This window comes from Bartonella vaga, assembly GCF_037070895.1.
Lineage (GTDB): Bacteria > Pseudomonadota > Alphaproteobacteria > Rhizobiales > Rhizobiaceae > Bartonella.
Window position 1 is genome coordinate 1 of sequence record NZ_JAYMZK010000001.1, and the last position, 25,654, is coordinate 25,654.

A 25,654-nucleotide genomic window follows, 5' to 3' on the forward strand; every position below is an offset into this window, starting at 1 on the left:
CAATCTCATCACTAATCTGCTTGGAAACCTCCTTAGTAATGCTTTCCTGCATATTCGTGAAAGAACTACCAACTCCCGTTAAAGCAGCTGCAACATTAGCATAGCTCTGTTCCTCAGTGCTACCATCTTCTTTAATGGTATTAACTGTTAAACTAGGAGCTTTCCAGATCCCATTCTCAGATGTACCACCCAAATAGGTTACAAGTTGATCATTCAATGAATAGAGCTGCCCACCTGTAACAGCATCAGAAGAACCAGAAGCAATTTCTCCATCCAAAAGATGTGTCAGCTTGCTCTTACTCTTGGAACCACTCACTCCATGATCAGCAACAAACGCATTATCAGTTGTGCTCCAAAATAAGCTATCACCTTGAACTGTTTTAGTAATGCTTTCTACGCTCTCACTAAGCTTATCGGATTCTTTCTTTAAATCATTTTGTACAGTCTCGATACTCGCATCAAGCTGACCTTTATTAACAGCATCATTCTCTGAAGTACCTGCCTGCAAACCGGAAAGGATGCGTAGCTCCTTTTTACTATTCGCAATATTAATGGTATTGCCTTCTACTTCTTTACCAATATTGATAACATGCGTTCCAGCATCTTGCTTAACAAGACGACCATTGCTTATGTTGTCAAACTCATCCTTAATCTTTTGATTAACCGTGCTGGAAATGCTTTCCTGCATATTCGTGAAAGAACTACCAACTCCCGTTAAAGCAGCTGCAACATTGTCATAGCTCTGTTCCTCAGTGCTACCATCTTCTTTAACCGCTTTAAGCGTAAATGTTGGAACAGTCCATGTGCCATCTTCATATGTAGCACCACCTCCAAAGAACTTTAATATATTCGCAGCTGTTGTTTCTACGCCACCGGATACAGTTCCTAAATCCTGTTTTAAAGAGAAAAGCTGCGAGCCAGTTACCGCTTCACTTGAATTTACAGAAACTACACCATCCTTTAGTCCAGAAAGGGTACGCTTATTTTTATCCTTATTGAGGATATTAATTTCATCGCCATCTGTTTGTGCACCAATCGTGAGATGTTTGCTCACAATATCTTGCTCAATGAAGCTAGGCCTCATGGACAATTGTTGCGTTACTTCCTTTAGCTGTGCAAAATTCACTGCATCAGTATCTTGCGTACCCCTTTCAACATTCGTAATCTGTTTATTTCCAGCATTAATACCAGCGGCTGTTATTTGGGGACCATCAGCAATTACCAGACCTGTCGAATCTATAGAAACAATTCCTCTTACATCCATATGATCTAGCGTAATGCTCTTCGCTAAATCAAATGCAATTCCGCTGCCATCTGCAGCTTTTTCAACTTTTAAATTTTCACTCCCAGACGAAAAATCTACTGTAGCAGATAATGGAACTGTCGTAACATTCTCTTTGTTAGTAGAAAACTTCCACCCTTGCATTACAAATTCTCTCATAGATTTTAACTGTGCAACATTTACTGCATCAGTATCTCGAGTACCAGCAGCCACTCCCGCAATTTGTCGTGTTACCCCAGCTGAATCACCAACAGAAAAGACCCCTGTAGTACTTTTCCATGTTACAGTAGCATCTTTTGACGCAGCATCCTCTTTAGGATCATAACCAGAAATACCACCTGCTGTCTGGGATACAGATCCAGAACCTACAGCAGCACCCCCTTCGACAAACGCTTTCGCACCTACACCTAAAGCAACTGAAAAATCTCCTGAACTAGAGGACTTATAACCGATTGCAACTGATCTTAACCCTGCAGCTGCTGTTATCTCGGTATCCACACCACTACCACCTATCGCAATAGAGTTCTGCCCTTGAGCCATAGCACGTGTGCCCAAAGCTACACTATGACCACCCCTTGCAACCGTAAGCCCACCAAAAGCGAGCCCAGATTCTCCCGAAGCCTCCGCCCCCACACCCACAGCAATGGACACCCTCCCACTTGCAAGCGAAGCGACACCAAAAGCTTGAGAGCCCCCAGTAAGTGCAGTTGCATTTGCACCAAATGCTGTTGAATAGTTCCCGGATGCATAAGACCCACAGCCCGTAGCAAAAGAATAAATACCATAAGCCTCAGGCAAAACATTTGTACGACCACCTGTCTTAAGCCCCATATAACCAGTGCCTTTTCCTCCAGGCTTAGTCGGCACTGTGTGCCCATTCCCAGACCAACGTTGTTGTACAGTGCTCTGACTATAAGGAGAATGTGCACCAAACTCTGGCTGTTCAAAAAACCTCCTATATTCTTCTTGTGCACCTATCGTACTCTTAGAAGGAGCGGTAATACCCCCACGACCAAAAACTTCATCCGCACCACAGAAATTATCATCACCAGAAAGAACAACACTGCCATGACTGGCCCTAGAATAGCGCACTTGTGGGGTATTTGAGCTCATAACAGTAGCCGCTGTTATTGCAAGATTTGAAGCGGAAGTAGGCGAAACACTTGATAACAACACAACCATTTCGGTCAACAAAAATACATTAACAAAAGAAGAACAAGAAGACCTCAAATCACTGACTATTCGTGTGTTGTACAACTTTTTCATAATAAATTCTCCAATAAAAAAACTTTAAAACGTATTCAAAAAACACAAAAAAAACACATTTCAGTGCTAGTCAGTGGCTCGTAAGCTCTGAGGTGGTGGCAGTTAGTGACGTTGTTTGGTTTTTTGTATATGTTTTGTGTGTACCTTCTGTAATGAAACTTAAATATGCAATAGAACCTAAATGAGAAATTCAAATATATGAATAAACGCAAAAAGGAGGTGGATTTAAATTTTAACGAAAACTGCGTGTGTGGTTGTTGTTATGCAAATTTAAAAAGTAGGGTTTATGTATTTCGAAAGTTAAAAATATTTTACGTGACATAGTTTGGTTTACTTTATGATTTTGGTTACCTAGCGAAGATTGTGTTGTATGTGAGAATGGAATTCTTCTTGACGAGAGTTTTTATTAATAAAATAAGCAAAAGCCGTAGCACTTTAAGAAACATCTAAGTTTCCTGGGAGGTGTTTTTTGCCTAATGTACTCTTTTAGCAAGTGTAGTGTAGTAATTTGGAAATTGTTCTGTAGTATTTTCTTTATTTATACACATCACTTCTTTCCCTTCTAAAACTTTTTCCTGCGATTAAAATGGACTCCTCTAGCATTTTTATACCTCTATAGTCTATTAAATGAAATATCAAGACCAAAATAAAAATTTTTTTAGTGATTTAATAAAAGGAGATCATTTTTAGTTCTAGTGTGCCTATTTTAACAAAATAAGCCAAGCTATTCCTATAGAACATTAAGCATTATAGTGTAGGATTCATGGCTGTTCTAATACCTAATTGAATCTTGTCTGCATTTAAAAAGTATTCACAGTCCCTAAAAAATAGGATCAACATAATTTCTTATGAAAAATTAATTGCCTGCACCAAGTAGCTACTCAAATAAAACTTAAAAATCTAAGTATATTAATGCAAGGTATCTACATTATTTCTCTTTGAGATTATTAAATTAATTTTTTTATAATAAGCTTCCAATTGATGATATAAAAAAGATGTATTTAACGCAGAAGGTGACTAGGTTTTAATCAGTAGAATTAAATAATGTATTTGTTTCACGTTATTTAAGCTGTTGTTTAGTAAAAGGAGAAACAGACGGGTATGTGGTAATTCTACCCTGTTAAAAATTGAAATAGGATAGCAGAATTTTTTATGAAGCGTATATTTTATTATTTGCCTATTTTATATTGTTTTTAAATTAATCTTTTATTAGCTAATAGGTTTGTTTTATTTATTTTTGCCGAAATAAATTCTCGCTCTTATCTTAATTTAAGATAAGAGCAAGAAAGTTTTTTTGCTAATATATTATGTTTATTATCAATTCAACGTCATACTAAATCCTGCACCCACACCCCAATGGCCACCAGAATTGGTGATAGATACATTGGACCGAATAGCTCCGTTCTCAGATGTATAACCAGTACCAAAGGCAAATGCAGACTGACTACGCCACAAGCCGCTGCCAAATGCAACGCTCAATTTTCCAGGGATATCATTGTAGCGTAAGTTAGATACCGCTAAACCAATAGCTGCTGCTTGTCTTGCTTCTTTTTGTGCATTCTGAATACCATAATTTAAAGCTTTAAACTTTATATTTGTGTAATTGTTAGCGCGCTCAACAGCATCATCGATTGCATCAACAACGATATTGTTTACCCGTTGATCTGTGTAGTGCTTTGCATCATCGAGAATAATTTTCATCTGTTCTTGGGTGTAGTCATGAAGCTGTCCACCATTTACAGCCTCTTTTGAACCCTTCTGAACAGCACCATCTGCAACATTATCAATCATAACAGGCTCACTGGCATCGCTACCTTGCAAAACAACTTTATTGGTTTTTTTGCCATATTCATCCCGTTCATAGTGAACAACATTTTCAGAAATGTCATTAACCGTATCACCAATATCACCAATCGTGTTCATAATATTGTCAACTCTATTATCTATATGACCAACTTGCTTTTCGAGATCCGTAACACGCTCATTGGTTTTCCAAAGCTGTCCCCCGTTAATCGCATCTTTCGAATCTTTTGAAATTTTACCATCAGCTACATTGATAATCTTACTCGGCTGATCATCTCGACCAGCATCATACGCTTTTTTTACTTCATTCCACTTTAAAGTGTCTGAATCTGCCTTTTTAATGACATCATTAAGACGGTTATTAATATTTGACATGCCGTTATTAATACCGCTTAAGGCATCAGCAACATTATTATAGTTCTTCTCAACAGCTGTGCCATCAACATTGAATTGAGCGATCTTGAAATTAGGAGCTGTCCATTTGCCATTATCATATCCCGCACCACCGCCAAAATAAGCAGCAACCTTGCTCCCCATAGAATAAAGTTGGGAACCATTTATTGCATCAGTTGAGTCTTCCGTAATATTACCAGCCTTGACATTCAAAAGAGCAACCGGATTAACACTATTGTTATCACCAAAGGTCACATGACTATAATCAATAGAGCCATCTTCATTTTTATCGTAGAGAACTGCAGAAGCATTTGCTTCTTTAATATCTTGAGAAATCTTCTCTATACTTTCATCAAGTTGGTCTTTATTAATGGCTTCATCACCTTTTTCCGCTGCCTTTACGCCAGAAATAGTACGGCCTACATTGGCATATCCTGCAACACTAATAGTACTTCCAGCTGTATTTTTACCGATAGTGATAACAGCTGAGTTACCTCCTTCTTGTTGTACAAGGTTATGTTGTTTTATTTCAACAATTCTATCATCAAGATCTTTAATAGAAATGTTTACACCAGTAAAAGCAGAAGCAACATCATTATATTTCTGATTTTTAATAACAAAAGATGGCTCTATACCTGCAAGAATATCCGCACCGCCACCCAAATATTTCGATGTATTGTCAGAAATTTTCGACAGATCATTGGCAACAGTTGTAATATACTCGTTAGTGGTAAAGAGCTGTGAACCATTTACAGCTTCGGTTGATACATTAGAGAGCATTCCATTTTTCACACCAGAAATAACTCGCTCTCCGTTTTTACTGTTTGCAATATTGATTTCAGTACCATCTTTTTCAGCACCAATTTTGATAACCTCCTCACCCCCATACCATTTAACAAGGCTACTATCTGATACGTCATTAATTGTACGATAAATATCGCCAATAGAAGAGTTAATACTATTAAATGCATCAGAAACACTAGAATATGGCTTTAAAACAACAGTATCATTATCCAGATTGTGCTCGGCAATCTTAAAAGTAGGAGCTTTCCACTCTCCACGCTCATAGCGAGCATCACCGCCAAAATAACTAGCAATCTCAATGCCCATACCATAAAGCTGCGAACCATTTACAGCAGCATTGGAGTTTTGCGCAATATCACCAGCAGCAACATTCAAGAGATCAACTGGTCCAACATGTGAACTTTTACCCAAAGTAACCTTGCTATAGTCAACATTCCCACCATTCTTTTGATCGTAGAAAACCGCAAAACTTTGCACATTGCTAAGACTTTCAGTAATATCTGCAATCTCACCATCAAGCTGCGCTTTATTAACAGCTTCATTACTCTGTGTCGCTTCCTTCACACCCATGATCGGTCGATCCCCATCAATGCCTGAAACATCGATTTTTTCAGCATTTATTTTAGCACCAATTGTAATAAACTTCCTGCCCGTATCTAGATTAATTGTACGATAAATATCGCTAATAGAATTATCAACACCCTTAAAAGCATCCAAAACGGTATTATATTTTTTAGTTTGAATAACATAATCTGGTTTAATACCATGATATAGATCTGTATCTGAACCACCAAAATAATCTGCTACAATTCCCATCATACTTAAAAGCTGGGCACCGTTTATTGCTTCGGTTGAAGTGTGACTGATTTCTCCGTTAAAAACACCAGAAATAACTCGCTCTCTGTTTGCATTGTTTTTAATATTGATTTCAAGACCTTCTTTTTCAGCACCAATTTTGATAACCTCCTCATCCCCATCCCATTCAATAAGAGTATTATCTTCCATCTGATCTTTTATTTTCTGCAACTGCGCAAAATTCACAGCTTCATTATCTGAAGTTCCTTCGGCTACTCCTCTAATTTTTTTATTCCCAGCATCAATACCGGTCACAGTTATTTTTGGTCCCTCGCCATCATCAAATCCAAAGCCTGCATCATTCATAAAGGTTCTGGATGCAGTGATCACCTTCCCTATAAAATTATCAACCAAATCAAAATTTACGATTTTATCACCCTCTTTGCTAATGTTGAGATTCTTACTTTTTCCGTTATTTTGTTGTGTGTTCTCAACAGCTGCAAACTTTACTTTACTGCCTGCATTAAAAATATCCGCACCATAGAAACTATCATCACCAGCAAAAACAGGTGAAACACCTGATAAAAATGCGCTCATTGCAGTTCCCAAAGAAACCGCTTTAACCAAATTTGATGTTGAATATAATTTTTTCATAAGAACCTCCTCCAACGTGATTCAATATCATCACAAGATGCAAAAACTCCCAGAACAAACTCCTTAGTTTGCGCACTCAAAAAACGAACAAATAAAGATAAAACTTATCCCTCTCTAACGCCGGTACTCATTACGGCGTTATTCCAAAATCTCCGCGACAACATAGATGCTAAAAAAGTTCCCACTCTTTTTAGCTAAAGGGATTCAAGCTAAAAAATAAAGTTTTGAGAATATTACATAATCTCCATTCAAAAATACCACAGCTTATTTCTTAACAAAAAAGCTTTGTTAAAGAGCAATTCCAACTTTCAAATAAAGCGCATACTCAGAATGGCAAGAGTATGAAAATAATTTTTCCGTAATACTTTATAATAAGGATAAAAAGAGATGCTTTATATTCGCTGTTTTTATAAGCATACTTTTATGAATTTTTTATAATTAGAGCACTAATGTAATAAAATAATTATCAGCAGGATAGCTTCATTATTGACGATTAGATAACCCATCTATCAGATAATATATATATCTTTAAAAAAGATACACCTTCATACAATTAGGCACTTTCTATAATAAAGTTCTGCTGTTTAAATGCTACAGTCTTCATGGAAAATATAAAAGCTCTATAAATTTTCTTTCGTTCTGCTCTGTCTTTATGTAGAACGACTCTTATTTTTTATCTACGTAAATTAAATTGCTGAAATAATTATAATTTTTTACTATTTTATAGAGTGTTGCTAAAAGGAAGTGATTTATCTTTTTATCTCTTAAGCCTATTATAACCAGTTATATTTTCGATTCCATAAGTATTATTTTCTTCAACCTAAGGGTGTTTTAGGAGAGGTGACTTTATTAAGTATAACCTTCCTTGCAAAAAATTATAAAAATACTAAAATGTGAAATTATTCGTACGTTGAATCTCTACTATAACTTTCTTTTTCTTAATAACTGCTACATAAGCAATATACTATTTGAGTTCGTATGTTTGTTATGCGATTTCTTTTCCGTGTCATCCAAATATAATAAAGCTAGGGAATAAACTGAGTGAATTAAAGGATGTCATTTGACATGAAATCTTTTATTAAGTGGGATTAGATAAGAATATGTGATAATTATATTGGCTGTTATAAATTTATTACCATTCAATGTATTATTCCTAAACTTTAACTTTTACAGAAGGAATTTAAAAAATATTACTACTTTCTTTTTGTTTTAGATGGCTGCTAGTTATGTTTTATGTTGTTTTTAAATGGACTCTTTCAATTTTGATATTATGCAGCTGTTTTTAATATTTGGGACAAGCTCTTGTAACTTTTCATAGAATTCTGCCACAGATTTTTCTACATTCTAAAGGGAAAATTTTATTCTTGCATAACGATAGGTTGTATAAGCTACATGCCTAAGCTTTTTTATAAATCCAAAATAATGTTGGAATCCTAAAACCTGCTACTTTTGTTACGTCAAAAAGTATTTCATCATGGTTGACTACAAGCAAGCCTTAATAAAACACTAAAAATTTCCTTGTATTTTGAAAAAAGAAAGACAACAGCCCTACTTATACCAATTTCATAATTCCGATAAAGGCAGCAGTTATACCACGATGTTTCGCAAATTTCTTATGTTCTGCAAAATCAAATATACTCAGCACTTCACAAAAACTTTTTCCAGCTTAGTTTTTGATTCTACTTCCGTAACGTGCCCAAAAATCATTCCAAAAGCAATATAACTATTTAATAAGTAAACAGTAATATTGCACATAAAATCAAAAAAAAACGGATGTTGTAACATCCATTTAAGTAAGAGCAAAATTATGTCAGTAATACACCAATAGGATTTTCAAAGTATTTTGTCAAATTACATTATCATAAACCGACCTTGGAAAAACGTGCGAAGACTAAATGCTTTATTACATACTCTATTAGAATTAACCTGTCGAGCAAATTTGTGTCAATTTCTATCTTTAAAGTCGCAGTTACACTTTCAAAGCAGAAAAAAACTGCATAAACCTCGTTGTCAGAATGCGCAGATTAAACGTATTTCCCACAATTTTAAAATTTATAACATATAAGATTAATCAATATCTAAAATCAATGCAAAAAAATGAAATCCATTAAGTAATTAACCAATTACGCTATTTTATTGATATCAATAGTACAGTTTTAATTTAGTTACTAATGATGAAATCTTATAGCTTGTGATTCAAAATAATGATCCCTCTTATATGCAAATTAAAAGCTGTTTGGAGATATATCTGAAATGCTATGAGCCTTATATATAGTTATATAACGAAGACATTGCAGCACACATTCATGATTGGGGAATTGAAGATACTAGAGCCATAAATTCTAATAGACATTGATTTTAAAGCTGGTGCTTTACACAAAATTGACAAAACTATATTGCTTGATATGTGTCAACTATTGGTGCTGACAATGGGGTGACGCTTGGATATCTAAAAATTACATAGAAAACCACAATTTAATCTAAATCATAGAGTTCAATGATTTTTTCTATACAAACTGGATAACACAAGCAATCTAGCTGCATAAATGTGCAATAGGTTTAAAAGATATTCAATATCCTATAGAGTTTACTGATGCATATTGGTTAAGCGAAAGTCTTGCAGGTCATTCAATAGTTCTGATCTGAATAGACACATAGCTGCATGATATGCTTTGGCTCAGAAAAAATCTGATCATTACTGTATTTCTGGAATTAATAATCTGCTTTTGTATTATAAGAATTAAATTTTTTGAAAACTACTCAAATTTCTAACATTTCCAATAATAATTCATAATTTGGAGTCTGATTGACGTAAGTAACGATGAAATTTTAACCGTCAAAGAGCTGGTATACTACCTGAAAATAGCTGAAAAAACAGCTTATCACTTTGCACCTGAAGGGAAATTAGCCGGATTCAAAGTCGGAGGAACATAGCAATTCCGCAAGAGTGAAATCGATCAATGAACAAAAGAGCAAAGTAGAACTAAAAAAATGAGTCAGGCGCAAAAGCAGAATAACGCAAAAACAGAAAGCTACACCAAGCATCAAGCAGCCTATTTGGCGCATGCCTTAACAATTGACAGCTCAGCAGAAGATAACCTTTCAAATTAGCTTGCCTCATCAAAGGTGGATATTAATCTTCACCAAATTGAGACTGCCTTGTTTGCTTTAAGGTCCCCTCTATCACCAGGCATTTTATTAGCTAATGAAGTGGAACTTGCTAAGACCACCGAGGCAAGTTTGATTATTGCCCCAAAATAAGCCGATCGTAACCGTAAAACCATTTTGATTTTTCCTGCGATGCTTAGTAATCAGTAGTCTCAGGAGTTATTAGAAAAGTTTAATATTCCATCATATATCTTGGATATCTTCGTCTTAAAACGTGGACAAAACAGCAGACATTCTTAATCCTTTTGCTCTAAAAGAGGATCGAGTGCTCATTTTCTCTTATGTGTTTGCATCGCGTAAAAACATAGGTCTAAAGAGTGTTAACTGGAATCTTGTGGTTTTTAAAGAATCTCACAAACTTCGTAATATGTGGCAAAAAGCAGCGCAAAGATAGTAAAACTGCTGCAAGAAACTTTAGAAGGTCGCAAAAATTATGCTTTCCGCAATACCATTACAAAACTCGCTGCTTGAGCTGGATGGTTTGATGTTTATCATTGGCTCACACCTCTTTGGAAGCGTTGAAACATTCAAAACCAATATGTTGGAGCCAAAATCACTGCCAATAATCTGAATATTTTGTGTCATCGTCTTTCGAAGGTTTGCACCAAAACACTGAGACGAGAAGTCCAATAAAAAGGCGATATGAACTTTACACGCCGTCACTCAATGGCTGAAGACTTCCAATCCTCTATCGAGGAGACGGAGCTTTACAACCAGATCTCATCGTACCTACGGCGTGATGACATTGCTTCCACAAAGCCCGGAGCAAAGCACCTTGTAAACCTTGTAGTACACAAAATTCTAGCCTCATCTTCTTTTGCGGTTAGTGGTAAGTTGGACAAGATGATTAAACCTCTTGAAGAGAATGCTACTGAACTTGAAAGCCTTAAAGACTATGAAACATCTGATGAAGTCGCCGAAGAAATGAACTTAGAGGACGATGAAGTAGCCATCAACAAAACTAAACTGCGTGAAAAAACAGAAGAACTTAAATCTTACAAGGCGATAGCCAAAAAAATTCAGAAAAATTAACAATTTGCCATAACCCTGCACCTTGAAAAGGTGCAACGCCTAAACGAAGAATATTTTAATGAAAAGCAGGAAAAATTGGATCGTTTGTCCGAAAATTCCAAAGAAGCGATTTATCAGAAATTGAGGCGCCTTGAAAAGAAAATTAAGGGCGCAAAAAGGCTCTCCTTACCCTGAAGGCTCTGAAAAAAAACGACTTCCAGGCAGCAAGTCAAAAAACTCGAAAAAGAGCGTAATAAGAAAATGATGGAGTTTTTTGAAACGTGTAAAATAGTGGATAAAAAATCGGATGAATTGCTTGAAAAGATCGAAACCAAGCTTAAACTATCACACACAACTGATGAAGTTTTTACCATTCGCTGACTATTAAATTTTAGGACGATTACATGAACCGTAATAAACAAAAACTAGAACTAACATGGATCGGAAAATACAAGCGTCCGCGGCTTGAGGCGCGCATCCTGCTGTAAAATCCTGAAAAGTCTTATCACGCCAAAGAGCGTGTAACCGAAAACGATATCTTTGATAACAAACTAATTTTTGGTGACAACCTTCTAGCACTAAAGGCATTGGAAGCAGAATATGCTGGACAGGTTAAATGAATTTATATTAATCATCCATATAATACAGGTAATGCATTTGAGCATTATGATGATGATTTAGAACATTCTATTTGGCTTTCTCTAATGCGCGAGAGACTGAATATTTTACGCAACCCTTTCTCAAAAAATGGTTTTTTCTGCTGTCACATAGATGATTCAGAGGGACACTATCTGAAAGTTCTTTTAGATGAAATCTTTGGGAGGAATAATTACCTCATAACAATATACGTACAGGTGCGCTATGCTTCAAAACCTTGAAGCAAAACATGGATTTTCACAAACAGGTTGAAATGATTCATGTATACCGAAAGGAATACGGTGCAAAACCTTACCTTAATTCAAAAAGCTCTTCGTTTGATAAGTTTATGTATTACATCCGAGAAAAAGGCAAAGGATTAAAAATAATATGGGCTTCTGGGAACATCCTTGATGGGAATTCGTCAGGAAGATTTTTCCGTGATTACTTAGAAGGACACCATGAAGAAGACGGCCTTGATGTTTTGTACAAGGTTGAAGGTATAGGCGATGACAAATTCCCGTATCGCTACTTTACTAGTCCCCAAAGAGCCAATGCGACACAAGGAAAGTATTATCAGGGGGTCCTTTAGCCCAATTAGAGGACTCTTCCAAGCTCACATATACTCCAATCGAAAATTTTTATGATCTCGCTGGAAGCTTTGGAAACTGTCGTAGCGAAGGAAGTGTAGACTTCCGAAGCAGTAAAAAACCTGAAGCACTGATGCATATTATCTTGAAGCATTTCAGTCGCCCCGGTGACCTAGCATTAGATTCTTTCGCTGGATCTGGATCGACAGCATCTTCTGCACATAAAATGGGCAGAAGATGGATTTCTATAGAGCTGGGAGAACAATGTCATACCTACATTATCCCAAGAATGCAGAGAGTTATTGATGGTGAAGATCACACTGGTATTTCAAAAGATGTGAATTGGAAAGGCGGTGGTGGATTCCGCTACTATCGACTGGTTCCATCCATGCTAGAAAAAAATAAATGGGGTAATTGGGTTATCAGTGAGGATTATAATGCCGGAATGCTAACCGAAACCACGTGCAAGCATATGGATTTTATCTACGCACCTAATGAAAACCATTACTGGATGCATGGATACTCTGCTGAAACTGACTTAATCTATGTCACGACAAATGCACTTACACATGAACAACTTCGAACAATCAGCGAAGAGGTTGGCCCTAATCGTACACTTTTAATCTACTGTAAAGCATTTAACGCCAATGCAGAAGATTTTGATAATTTAACCCTGAAAAAGATACCGCAAGCGATCTTGACAAAATGTGAATGGGGTAAGGATGATTACAGCCTTAACGTCACTCAGCTGCAGTCAGCAGAAAGTAAGGAAGAATAATCATGAATCGTACTATAAGAAATATATCTGCTCGCCTCTCACTGCACTGACTACACAATTAATCTCTTGACTATTCTGGCTCCTGTTCTTGAAAGCATGGAGCTTTCAAAAGACCCCGATCTTGAGCGCGATAAAGCATGTATCCATCCGTTCAGGACTTTGAGTGTGATTTTACTTCTATCTGTTTTGCGCTGGTAACACGAAGCGAAAAGACCCGTATAATAGGAGCAAGCACATTTATCAGCTACTTGTATTTGACAAGCTACAGCCGTCATCTCTTTGTTCTAGCATCACTCTTGACAATCTATGAAAAGCTGAAGGAAGATTTTAGCTCGCAAAGCTCTAAATACGTTTTTCGGGATATTCAGGAGTTTTTAGCAAACCCACCGGTTATTATTACTGGCAAGGATTGTGATAGAGGTAATGTGCACGTTTTGATATTAATAACTTCTGTAATTAGGGACACTTGTTAGAGGATAGTAATACGTCATTTATCAATATCTTTAACATCTCCAAAATTAGTGCAAATGAGAACAAAAAAGCTGCTGCCAAATAAAGTACACCACGCATCAAGCGCTTGCAGAAAACAATGGGTGAAAGCTATTTGGGGTATCTTTCCAAGTTTCCTGACTTAGCCATACTGATGGATGAAGTGCACCGTTACTGCGCAACTGCAAATGCAAAAGCGATTAATGAACTTAAACCTGTATTAAGGATGGAGCTGACTGCTACGCCAAAAACAACGGAATCAATCCCTGTTGATTTTAAGAATACCATTTACGCGTATTCACTATCCAAGGCCATGGAAGATGGTATCCATCACCATGAGCATGTGAAAGTTGAGCTGAATGTCTATACTTGTCAATACGACCAGAAAATCGTTAAACCGTTTATGTTAGTAGTAGCAAAGGATACTGAGCACGCAAGCCAGTTACGTGAATTGCTGGAATCACAAGCATTCTTTTAAAGGCGTTACAAAGGCGAGGTTGCTGAAATTCACTCTAAGCAATCCGGTGCGGAAGAAAATGAAAATATCCAGCGCCTTATTTTAGTTGAAGACCCTAACAAGCTAACTGAAATCGTCATCCACGTTAATAAACTGAAAGAAGGCTGGGGTGTAACAAACCTTTACATAATTGTTCCTCTGCATGCTTCTGCATCCGAAATTCTCACGAAACAGACTATAGGTCCTTGTTTACGCTTTCCATATGGTCGCAGAACAGGTGTCAAAGCTTTTGATCGCCTGACCATCATTGCTCATAACAAGTTCCAAGATATAGTGAATCGTGCCAATAAATCCAAGCTGATTGGAATAGATGATGTGCTACCCATTAATGCCACAAGCAAAATCAGCCAAGCCTAGCTCAAAATATCGCTGTCCCGCATATGCAAGAGCAACATAGGAGCGGTTTTTATTCAAATTTACCGCAATATAGATGTTGTCAGTCACATGTGAGCAGATTCAAGAACGGCTGGAGCCAATACACTTCAAGATAAAATATCAAAGAGCTGGGAAAAAACGAACTTGTGGACACTTTTATTGGTGCTGGCAAAAACCGGGGAAGTTCTCTCACGGCAGGATAGCGATGCAAACGATAAGTTCAAAAAGCAGAAGCAATCTTTGATGAAAAAATTGCAGGAAACATTTCAGTTATCTGATAATCCGATTCTCTGCCCTGAAAAGAAAATTGCTATAAAGTCCGCTTTGACATTCGCGCAGATTATAATGTTTTGTGTCAGCTCGCTAGTTGACAATGACAGCCATAGACTGGTGTAAACTGGTCAATTGCGAAACCTTTGATTTCCCATGACTAAAAGCTCCGTACTTCGTTTTCAAAGCACAGTATTTTTCAGGAAAGGAGCATATATAGGAAAAAAATTAGAGAAAAACAGAGTGTTTTTATAGAGAGGAAGTCAATTGAAAACATCAAAAAAAACGCAAATCTGGGCTTTTTAAGCTATGCTATTTTGAGAATAGACAAGTTCGTTTGTATTCAATGGCGGAGAGAGAGGGATTCGAACCCTCGATATGGTTTCCCATATACACGCGTTCCAGGCGTGCGCCTTAAACCACTCGGCCACCTCTCCAGAGCTTCGCACTATACCCAGAAAGAAATAACGTGCAAGTCTAAATTATATACTCAAAACTCAAAAATAACTTCATTTATCAGAATAAACTTTATACTTTCTAGATAACAAGCACATCCTCTTTTTTTAGAAACAACTTTTTTCGTGGATAGATACCCAAAATACAATCACTGTATCATCATAAATCAGAAATCTTTGTGTCTATTTACACAGCTTCCTATTTATGAAAATTGACATATTCTCAGATTTTTTAAAAGTCGAATGATTAAATAGCACTATCAACCTATTACTATTAATACATTCCAGTAAATATAAGTGACTGCATTAATCTATTGGTCGTTAATATTAAAACCTGTTATCATAGGGATGATAAACTTTATCACAACAAAAGTGATTCACGTTTATAATGTGATCACTGTACTAAATTATGGGATTGACGAACTCTCCTCTTTTTAAAGCTCTTACATATCACCCTATCTCACTGCTAAGGGTACGTACATCTTGCGCAGTTTCACACTGTAATGCTTTCCTTGCTAAAATTTTCATATCTTCAAAACTATGCGCCTGCAAACACGCTTTTACTGAAGCAATATCACAAGATATCATAGAAAGTTCATTAATTCCCAACCCAGTCAAAATCATAGCTGCAAAAGGATCTCCAGCCATACCACCACACACACTAACCCAACGTTTATGTTTTGCTGCACCCTGAATAGTCTGGTGAATCATGCGCAAAACCGCTGGATCAAGACTATCAGCTTCAGACACGAGATAAGGATTTTGTCGATCAATAGCCATTGTATATTGCGTTAAATCATTTGTTCCAATTGAAACAAAATCAACATGGATACTCAGAACATCTGCCATAATGGCCGCCGCTGGAACTTCAATCATAATACCAAGCTTTAATTTTGGAGCACCAACATCAATACGAATTTCTTCTGCAATCTTTTTTATAGCAAAAATTTCTGAAACAGACATGACCATTGGAAATAAAATCCATAAATCACCTCCCTCTTTTGCAGCTCGATATAGAGCACGCAACTGGGGAACCAAAAGATCACGCCGACGTAACAAAAGCCGCGTTCCTCGAACACCTAAAAAGGGATTGTTTTCTTTAGGTAAATGTAAATGTGTAACTTGTTTATCCCCACCAATATCAAGTGCACGAATAATTAATGGCTTATCTCCTACAGCTGCAATCATTGCTCGGTACACATCAAATTGTGCCTCTTCATCCGGAAGATGTGGACTATCCAAAAACAAAAATTCTGTCCGCATGAGTCCAACACCTTCAGCCCCCAAATCAAACGCAACAGGAACCTGATTTGCGTAGTTGACATTAGCCATGATACGAATCCTCTGACCATCTATCGTTTTTACTGGCAATTTCCACACACACATTTCACTGTCACGCTTTTGTGCGAAAACATTCATCTGTTTCTGAACATCAAAAACGTCTTCAGGAATCGGATCAAGGTAAATGAATCCTCTATCGCCATCAATGATGGCCTGAACATCACACTCAACGGTTAAAACATCAGCACCTATAGCAACGACCATTGGAATACCAAGAGTGCGCGCCAAAATAGCTGTATGAGACAGTGGGCCTCCCCATGCCGTTGCTAATCCCTGCACTTTTGTAGAATCGAGCTGAGCTGCATCAGAGGGAGATAAATCGTCTGTAACTAGAATGACACCATGTGGAATATCATTTAAAAAAAATGATCTATACGATGGATTAATCTCACCTAGAACACGACGACCGATATCAACTAAGTTAACGGCACGCGCTGCTAACAGAGGATTATCTGCTTTAAAAAACATATTTACAAACTGTCGAACTGCTCTATCCCAAGACCAAGCTACACCATGACCTTCTGCCATAAAACGACAAGCTTGAGCTATCAAATTTTCATCTTCAAGTAAAACCATTTGCGCAGAAAAAATCGCAGCAGCATCTCCCCCCATACGCGCTGTAATATCTGCAATAACTGACGCCATTTTATGTTTTGTTTTTATAAGAGCATTTTCAAGACACGCAGAACCAGTTGCAAAATCAATTGGCTGGTCCGTTATGAAAATATCATTCTGTCTTAAAACAAAAATTTTGCCAAAAGCTAATCCTGAACTTGCCCCAACACCAGAAATGCCTTTTTTTCCAGAACGTGGATACCAACCATGAGAAGCCTTCGTCTGAGCTTCTATTTCTTTCATAACACATTTTTCACTGATACTCACTTGCTTCACAACAGAAATTGCATCCTTAAGAAGCTTCACACCTTCTGCCGCATCTGTCGAAAAAATCAGGACATCACCGTTTTTTGCTCCTAATTGCAATAAACCAACCAAATTTTTCATTTCAACGGCATGCTGACCATGACGAACTCTAATAGAGCCTTGAACTTTTTTTGCAAAGTCAACCCAAATAGAAGCTGGTCGTGCATGAAGACCACTTGGATAATCTAAAGTCCATTCCTGACACACTGAAAGATCACCAATAAAAGTCTTCCCCATCTTAATGTCCTGACCAAAAAGAGTTGTAAAAATTTGTTGTTTGTCGGTAGTTGTTAAAAGTGTTTAAATCCATTCCTTATTAAATAAAATACGTATCAATTTTTTGCAAATTTCTCTATAGAGATCTGGACAAGAAACAATAACAATAACCAAATGTACTTATTTCCATCTTGCCATTCAACTCCAGCAGGAATTTATATAACAGCAACAGCATCCCTGATAATCAAATAATGTTTTTAACAATTCTATAGGGAATTACTATACCATTTCCAAGTTAATATTTATTACTGCTTCACTTTGGAGCATACTTTCAAGATAACATTTACCAACTGTGCCAACTTACACAAGCAATTCAGCACCAACATGAATCGCATAATTTTTATGATCAAAAACAGCCGTAAATTGTACAGAGCTACAAATAAGATCTCTATCTCTTTACAACCTGTATCCATTACTTCTACTTTCTTACACCTCGTGATGAACTTAAACCGCGTTACGTTTGAACATGCATATTGTTGATAACTTCATTTCAAAACTCCATGCTCAAAAACATAAAATGAAATAATACCGTGATTTTCCTTTGTTGTACGAAATATAACTATAATAAAGCGTTTAACTACTCCAATATAACCTATCGAATGATCAGATATCACTTACACGCCGGGTTGCTTAAAGTAATCAGAGAGAAATCTAACTCTATTTCCCACTCCACAAAGACAAATAAGATAAATAAAGCTATAAAAGAAAAATGTTTTTAACTTAAATCAATCACTACTTTTATACAGATAGCGTTTATTCTCACGGTGCTTAATAATCAAGTAGATCAAAAATACCTTCGTTGTAACTGATTGCATAGCTATTATTCTAATTGTTTTAAACTAAGTTTTCTTAAACATAACCTTACTTTAATTTACTAAAAATCTCTCAGCGCTCATTAATTTAAAAAACAATCTTTATAAGAGCCCTTATAAATCCCTTTTTTCCTAAACAAACAGCCTAACTAATACACATAATCATCTAAAATATTAATGAACACATCATGAGGCTTACAAACTAGCTCATTTTTACCAAAATGATCATGCAAATATTCCTATCAAATTTCCATAAAATTCTTTGAAAATAAATTAGCAGACACTTTTTCGCTCATAAAAAGATAGCAAACTTTCCGCATAATTCTTCATTATACACTAATTATTGGAACGACCCACCACTTAACATTAATGTATCTAATGCAAAAAAACATAATACCAATCTTTTAATTATTTCAGAAAAAGATCTTCCAAGATTCTATCTTTCAATTTTCTGCACACCTCTTCCATTTTGTATTGTATCATAGAGAAAAAAAAAGAAAGATAGCGCCCTACCCTTCTTTTCCAAGACTCATAATCTCACAACAAAAATTTAATGAAATTCCGGCATTTCTAACATAATGCGAAAGATTATGTTGCTGCTCCTACCGTAGGAATGACCGAAACGTATGAACGATTCCCCGCTTTTCTTTGAAAAGAAACCATTCCATTTGATAGAGCAAAAAGGGTATGGTCTTTTCCAATACCAACATTTTCACCAGGATGCCAGCGCGTACCACGCTGACGAACAATAATATTTCCAGCGATAACAGCTTCACCACCAAATTTTTTAACACCAAGACGTTTCGATTCTGAATCACGACCATTACGCGAGGAACCACCAGCTTTTTTATGTGCCATGGATGTTCTCCTTTAATTTTCTTTACTATTTGATTCTGCAGCTATTTTCTTCTGCGATGTAGCTTTTTTTTCGGAAGTTTTATTTACTATTTTCTGAACAGAAGTGGAAGTTTTTCCTTCCTTTGTTGCCTCTAATATAGTTGCTTTTTCTTTAATTGATTTTACATTTGCTTTTTTAGGCTTTGAACCACCCGTTAAAATTTCTAAAATACGAAGCATTGTCAGTTCCTGACGATGACCGCGCGTGCGTTTTGAATTTTGACGACGGCGCTTCTTAAATGAAATAACCTTACGCCCGCGCACCTGCTCTATAATCTCTGCCGTAACTAAAGCATCAGCAACAAAAGGAGCACCAATAACTGCATTACCCTCTTGCCCAACCATCAATACATCATTGAGCTCGATAATATCACCGGCATTGCCAAGAATTTTTTCAACCTTCACTACTTGGCTAGCAACAACACGATATTGCTTACCTCCAGTTTTAATGACTGCGAACATTTTTTATCCTTTCGTTCATTCCAGCTCTTATTTGACTCTTACCTTAATCAATAAGAGAAAATAGGCTGCTTTTTATCAGTCGTAATAAATTTTAAAGAAGAATAAAAAATCCTTCTAAACACAAACACACGCAAATTCCTCTACGTTTGTACTACGTCATATATGGCGGAATTTCTATTCTCTGTCAATAAAGACACATAAAAAGCAAAAAAAGGTTGTACTAAAAGCAATTGAAGGTTATCTAGCGCCAATATACTTAAAAAGTACAAAACCTTATTCCACTTTCATGTGGAGAGATGGCTGAGTGGTTGAAAGCACCGCACTCGAAATGCGGCATAGAGGCAACTCTATCGGGGGTTCAAATCCCTCTCTCTCCGCCAAACTATCTGCTAAAGTAACCTCATTAACATATCTTTTAATTACAGCTTCCTTCCCATATACACTTTGCACCGATTTATTTTTCCAAAAAATTTTTAGCTAACTTTGAAAGATCTTATAAAATCTTTTCTTGTTTTACTATTAAATTTTGATCTTCATAGTTTTTCCTTTTTGTTAGATTTTCTTTTATCAAAATCCACTTTAGAAAAGTACGCAACTAAAAATAATAAATTATTATATTTTCCCTAATTATACCTTTCCTCACTACCTACTGTTAAATTATATTTATCCCGCACGTCTCGCCTGAATATGTGCCAACAATCCTACTGTTGAACTATCACGGTTATCAGCTTTTTTTTCTCCACGAAGTGTTGCTAATAATTCATTTGCTAATTCTTTACCAAGCTCAACGCCCCATTGATCAAATGAGTTAATATTCATCAAAATACCCTCAACAAAAACACGATGCTCGTAAAGTGCAATGAGACGCCCCAGTGCAAAAGGTGTTAGTAAATCCTGAATTAGCATAATACTGGGACGATTTCCCGCAAAACTTCTATGAAGTGCTAAACTATCCGCTTCACACTCACCAATTCCATTATTTACAAGGATACGCCTAGCGTCTTCAATACTACACCCCTTCATCAAGGCCTTTGATTGTGCTAAACAATTTGCTATCAGTATGTCATACATAGAATGTAAATTTCGCTCATGCCCTTTTATGAATAAAATGAACTCTACAGGAATAACGTCTGTTCCTTGATGCAAAAGTTGAAAAAAAGCATGTTGACTGTTTGTTCCTAAATCACCCCAAACAACCGGACCACTTGAAAAAGTTAACGGCTTACCATCCAAAGAAACCTGCTTACCATTTGACTCCATATCAAGTTGTTGCAAATAAGCAGGCAAATGCGCTAAACGCTGTGCATACGGAATAGTAGCACGTGATGAATAACCACAAATAACACGATGCCAAAACCCTAAAAGCGAAAATCGAATAGGAATATTTTTATGCAAAGGCATCGTTTTAAAATGTTGATCCATCTGCTGGGCACCATTGAGAAACTGACGAAAATTGCGACCACCTATTGCCAACATAACAACAAGACCAATGGCTGACCAAATCGAATAACGTCCTCCAACCCAATCCCAAAATCCAAAAACTTTTGAAGAATCTATGCCAAATTCTGCTACCTTATCAAGCGCACTCGAAACAGCAACAAAATGCATACAAACAGCCTTTTCTCCTAAATGTGAACTAATCCACTGACGTGCAACTTGAGCATTTGCCATTGTTTCAGCCGTTGTAAAAGTTTTAGAAGCAATAACAAACAATGTTGTTGCTGGATTCAAAACAGAGAGAGTATCAAAAATATGTGCACTGTCAGCATTAGAAACAAAATGACAATACGGGCCATCATGATAAGGTTTTAAAGCATTCGTAACCATTGCAGGTCCAAGATCAGAGCCACCAATACCAATGTTTACAATGTCGTTTATTCGTTCTCCGCTTCCTCCAGTATAACTGCCATCACGAATCATTTCAGAAAATTTTTCCATATGAATAAGAACATCTTGAATATCCCGAACAAGATCATTCCCATCCAACATGAAAACTTCGTCAGCAGGCAAACGTAATGCAATATGAAGGACTGAACGCTTTTCAGTTGTATTAATAGCCTTACCGGAGAACATTGCCTTGCTCCGACCTAACACATCCGCAGCAACAGCCAAATTATCTAAGAGTTGTAACGTCTTATATGTTACACCACATTTAGAAAAGTCGAAAAGGAGATCATCAAGCCTTAAAGAAAAATTAGAAAAACGCTGTTTATCTTCTAGAAAGTGCCGACGAATATCATAGACTCCATCCTTCGCAGCATGCCTCCTTAAAGCTTTTAAAGTTTCCTCAAAAGCTTTTTCATTGCGAAGCGAAAAGCCATCTCCCACGGACTTATCCCGCACGGTTATTGAAAATGTGATCTACGCACAAACAATAACAAAACAGAAACTGCCTCCTTTATTACAACCAACCCTTACTGCTTACATAAAAAATGAAGCAGTAGATAAGGTTGCGGAGGATAAAACCGAAAAACGGCATTTTTAAAACGACAGTAAAAAAATCTTCCCGACTAAATATATCATTCAATCTGACTGAGTTCTCTTGTTAAGTCTATAGCTTCTTCTGCTTTTGGTTTCACAAAACGTCCAAGAAAGAGATAAATAACCGGTGTGAGATAAAGCGTAAAAATAGTTGCTAAACCTAAACCACCAACGATAACCCAACCTAAAGCTATACGCGCTTCTGCTCCAGCACCTTTTGCTAAAACCAAAGGAATACCTCCTAAAATAGCACAAATCATCGTCATACAAACTGGACGAAGACGAATATTTGCTGCTTCTTCTACAGCTTGACGTACACTTTTGCCTTGATCACGTAACTGATCTGCAAATTCAACAATGAGGATACCATTTTTGGCCATAATCCCAACTAACAAAATTAAACCAATTTGACTATAAACATTAAGACTAACTCCACTTAAAAGCATAGCAACTATAGCACAACCAATCCCTAATGGTACAGTAGCCATAATAATAAATCCTGAAACAAAACTTTCAAACTGCGCAGCCAAAACTAATAAAATAATCAAAAAGGCAATTCCAAAAATAATTACAAAATTGGAAAATGTTTCATTAAGTGTTGCCGCTTCCCCCAAAGGAACCAGATAATTTCCTTCCGATAACAAAGGAGCAGCAATTTTTTGTACAGTGTTATAAGCACTCCCTAAAGCGACACCTGGAGCAAGATTTGCACTTAAAATAACAGCACTCATGCGTTCTTCTCGCTTTAATTGGGGCGCAATAGCTTTTTCCTGTAAATTCGCAATAACTGACAAAGGAACATATTGATTTTCTTTTGTTTTTAAAAAAATATTTTCCAAATCACTAGGACTCTTCATAGGATTCTTCCGCGATGTCAATTTAACATCATAAGAGTGATCATCCACGTAAACAGAACCGATCTTTTTACCATCCAACATCGCTTGTAATGTATTACCCAAATTGGTGATATCAATCCCTAAATCGGAAGCTTTTTCTCTATTAATTTCAATAAAAAACTGTGGTTGCGTTGGATCAACAGTAAGACGTGGACGAACAAAATGCGGATCAGCTCGTAAAGCCTTAACCAATTTATCAGCAATGGGTTGTAATTTTGCATAATCATTTCCAAGAATTGCAAATTGTAACCCTTGACCAGTTCCTTTCACACCTAAAGAATTGCCCTGTGCAGCAAATACAAAGACTGCAGGAAATTTTCTAACCGTTGCGTTAACATCTGCTAAGATTTGTTGCTGACTGCGTAAACGCTTATCCCAAGATGAAAGCAACAAAACTAAAAAACCAGTATTAGACGAACCGCCAAAACCTGCAATAGAATAAGTATTAGCAATTTCTCCAGAAGCTCGTAACGGTTGCAAACTTGCTTCAATTTGCTCTATCTGTTCATTCAGATATTCCGTTGAAATCCCCTGTGGTCCATTAATAACCAAAAAGATAAGAGCCCTATCTTCCGTTGGCGTCAATTCCTTTTGCAACTTCATATAGCTTCCAACACAAAGACCCGCAAAAATCAATGAAGCGAATACAACAGTCCAAGGTTTTTCTAAACATTTATGCAAACTATAAGCATATCCCTTAGAAAAAAAAAGAACCACATTTATACAAAAAAGTAAAATAACGAGATTCTTGCTCATTAGCTTCAACATGTCTCCTGAGAAAGCGTGAAGCCAACATAGGACAAAGAGTTAAAGCAACAATCGCAGAAAGTAGAATAGAAACTGCCAACACAAAACCAAATTCTCTAAAAAGCCCTCCAATTTGTCCAGGAAGAAAAGAAATAGGCACAAAAACAGCTACCAAAGTCAATGTTGTTGCTAAAACAGCAAAAAATACTTCACGTGTTCCTAACACCGCTGCAGCCTTAGGACCTAAACCCATATTGCGCCACCGAACAATATTCTCAAGAACAACAATGGCATCATCCACCACAAGCCCTGTTGCTAAAACAAGTCCTAAGAATGTAAGAATATTCAGCGAAAACCCAACCAGATAAATAGCTGCAATTGTACCAATCAAAGCGACAGGAAGAGATAAAGTAGGAATAAGCGTTACGCGAATATCCCTTAGAAAAAGGAAAATAACCAAAACAACACTAAGGATAGCAATGATCAGTGCAACCTCAACCTCATGAAGTGCACTTTTAATAAAAAGTGCATCATCATTAACAACGCTTATATGCACAGAAGAAGGAATAATACTTTTGAGATTATTGAGAACCGCTCTAACACCTTTGGAAATATTAAGAGCATTAGATTGCGCTTTCCGCACAATACCCAATCCAATCCCTGTCTTTCCATTGATACGAAGAATCACCGTTTCTAGATCAGGCGATAAAGTAATATTTGCAACATCACCAAGATGCACATGAGGCTTTAAAATAACTTGTTCGAAAGCTTCTGGTGTTGTTAAACGTGCAGTAGCACGTACAATTAAAGTTTGCTTAGAGTTACGTAATGACCCAACTGGCACATCTGCTGTCATATCAGCAAGAACACGTGAAATATCCGCTACGGTTAAGCCATAACTAGCAAGTTTTGCTTGATCTACATCAATCTGAAAAATTTTCATACGAGCACTATCGAGCTGTACATCGCCAACACCATCAACAGCAGAAAGTGCATCAACAATTTGATCATTTACAACCGTTGTTAAATCATCAATACTCATTGTTGGTGAAGTCACAACCAAATACATCATAGCAGAAGCATTTGAATCTGCCTTAATGATAAGAGGTGCATCCGCATCTTTTGGTAAAGAATGATCAACACGAGAAAGAGCATCACGAATATCTGATGCCGCAACATTCAAATCAACACCAACATTAAAACTAACCTGCACACGAGAACGTCCAAAAGAAGAGGTAGAAGAAATCGTCTTTACACCTGAAACTCGAGAAACAGCATCTTCTATGATTCTTGTAATTTCACGATCAATTGTTTCTGCCGATGCTCCAGAAAAGGTTGTCACAATCGTCGTCACTGGAGTATCAACATCTGGTAATTCGCGGACATCAACATTTAACCATGCAGCAAATCCCGCAATCATAATCATGGCATTCAAAACAAAGGTAAAAACCGGTCTACGAATAAATAGGGCAATTATACCGCCTTGCTCCGCCTGTACCATAGGCTGTTTTGCACTAAATTCTTTGCTCATTGCA

At 36.8% G+C, this 25,654-nt stretch carries 10 protein-coding genes, 2 tRNA genes and 3 pseudogenes; 7 read left to right on the top strand and 8 right to left on the bottom strand.

Going from position 1 to position 25,654, the window contains the following annotated elements; translation table 11 throughout:
- A pseudogene (locus WCP76_RS00005) lies at window positions 1-2,548 on the bottom strand (hypothetical protein); the annotation flags it as partial.
- 1,317 nt (window positions 2,549-3,865) lie between these two features.
- Window positions 3,866-6,997, bottom strand: coding sequence for a Vomp family autotransporter (locus tag WCP76_RS00010; RefSeq protein ID WP_336293645.1), 3,132 nt, complete (start codon window positions 6,995-6,997; stop codon window positions 3,866-3,868).
- A gap of 3,810 nt (window positions 6,998-10,807) precedes the next feature.
- Between WCP76_RS00010 and WCP76_RS00015 the strand changes: the two genes are divergently transcribed.
- From WCP76_RS00015 to WCP76_RS00040, 6 genes are all read left to right on the top strand, one after another.
- Window positions 10,808-11,197, top strand: a complete 390-nt coding sequence (locus tag WCP76_RS00015) for a hypothetical protein (protein WP_336293646.1) — start codon at window positions 10,808-10,810, stop codon at window positions 11,195-11,197.
- Window positions 11,198-11,802: 605 nt separating this feature from the next.
- Window positions 11,803-12,054, top strand: coding sequence for a DNA methyltransferase (locus tag WCP76_RS06505; RefSeq protein WP_442894699.1), 252 nt, complete (start codon window positions 11,803-11,805; stop codon window positions 12,052-12,054).
- Window positions 12,055-12,062: 8 nt separating this feature from the next.
- Complete coding sequence (locus WCP76_RS00025) at window positions 12,063-12,404, top strand: hypothetical protein (RefSeq protein WP_336293647.1); 342 nt, start codon at window positions 12,063-12,065, stop codon at window positions 12,402-12,404.
- 38 nt (window positions 12,405-12,442) lie between these two features.
- Window positions 12,443-13,180, top strand: a complete 738-nt coding sequence (locus tag WCP76_RS00030; RefSeq protein WP_336294000.1) for a DNA methyltransferase — start codon at window positions 12,443-12,445, stop codon at window positions 13,178-13,180.
- Between the two features lie 589 nt (window positions 13,181-13,769).
- Entirely contained in the window at window positions 13,770-14,147 is a 378-nt protein-coding gene (locus tag WCP76_RS00035; RefSeq protein ID WP_336293648.1) for a DEAD/DEAH box helicase family protein, read from the top strand.
- A 558-nt stretch (window positions 14,148-14,705) separates the two neighbouring features.
- The gene (locus tag WCP76_RS00040; protein ID WP_336293649.1) at window positions 14,706-14,957 is read left to right on the top strand and encodes a hypothetical protein; all 252 of its coding nucleotides are present in this window, start codon (window positions 14,706-14,708) and stop codon (window positions 14,955-14,957) included.
- A gap of 221 nt (window positions 14,958-15,178) precedes the next feature.
- On the opposite strand, the gene WCP76_RS00045 is transcribed toward WCP76_RS00040, so the two are convergent.
- The 4 genes and pseudogenes from WCP76_RS00045 to rplU form a co-directional block, all read right to left on the bottom strand.
- Window positions 15,179-15,268 (bottom strand) — tRNA-Ser (locus WCP76_RS00045).
- A gap of 468 nt (window positions 15,269-15,736) precedes the next feature.
- Window positions 15,737-18,237, bottom strand: a pseudogene (gene ptsP, locus WCP76_RS00050) (phosphoenolpyruvate--protein phosphotransferase).
- Window positions 18,238-19,224: 987 nt separating this feature from the next.
- Complete coding sequence (gene rpmA / locus WCP76_RS00055) at window positions 19,225-19,494, bottom strand: 50S ribosomal protein L27 (RefSeq protein WP_336293650.1); 270 nt, start codon at window positions 19,492-19,494, stop codon at window positions 19,225-19,227.
- Between the two features lie 12 nt (window positions 19,495-19,506).
- Entirely contained in the window at window positions 19,507-19,995 is a 489-nt protein-coding gene (gene rplU / locus WCP76_RS00060) for a 50S ribosomal protein L21 (protein WP_336293651.1), read from the bottom strand.
- A 290-nt stretch (window positions 19,996-20,285) separates the two neighbouring features.
- Here rplU and WCP76_RS00065 point away from each other — a divergent pair.
- Window positions 20,286-20,375, top strand: a tRNA-Ser gene (locus tag WCP76_RS00065).
- Between the two features lie 283 nt (window positions 20,376-20,658).
- Here the strand turns inward: WCP76_RS00065 and pgi are convergent.
- Window positions 20,659-22,323, bottom strand: a complete 1,665-nt coding sequence (gene pgi, locus WCP76_RS00070; protein WP_336293652.1) for a glucose-6-phosphate isomerase — start codon at window positions 22,321-22,323, stop codon at window positions 20,659-20,661.
- Window positions 22,324-22,514: 191 nt separating this feature from the next.
- A pseudogene (locus tag WCP76_RS00075) lies at window positions 22,515-25,650 on the bottom strand (efflux RND transporter permease subunit).
- Window positions 25,651-25,654: the final 4 nt, after the last annotated feature.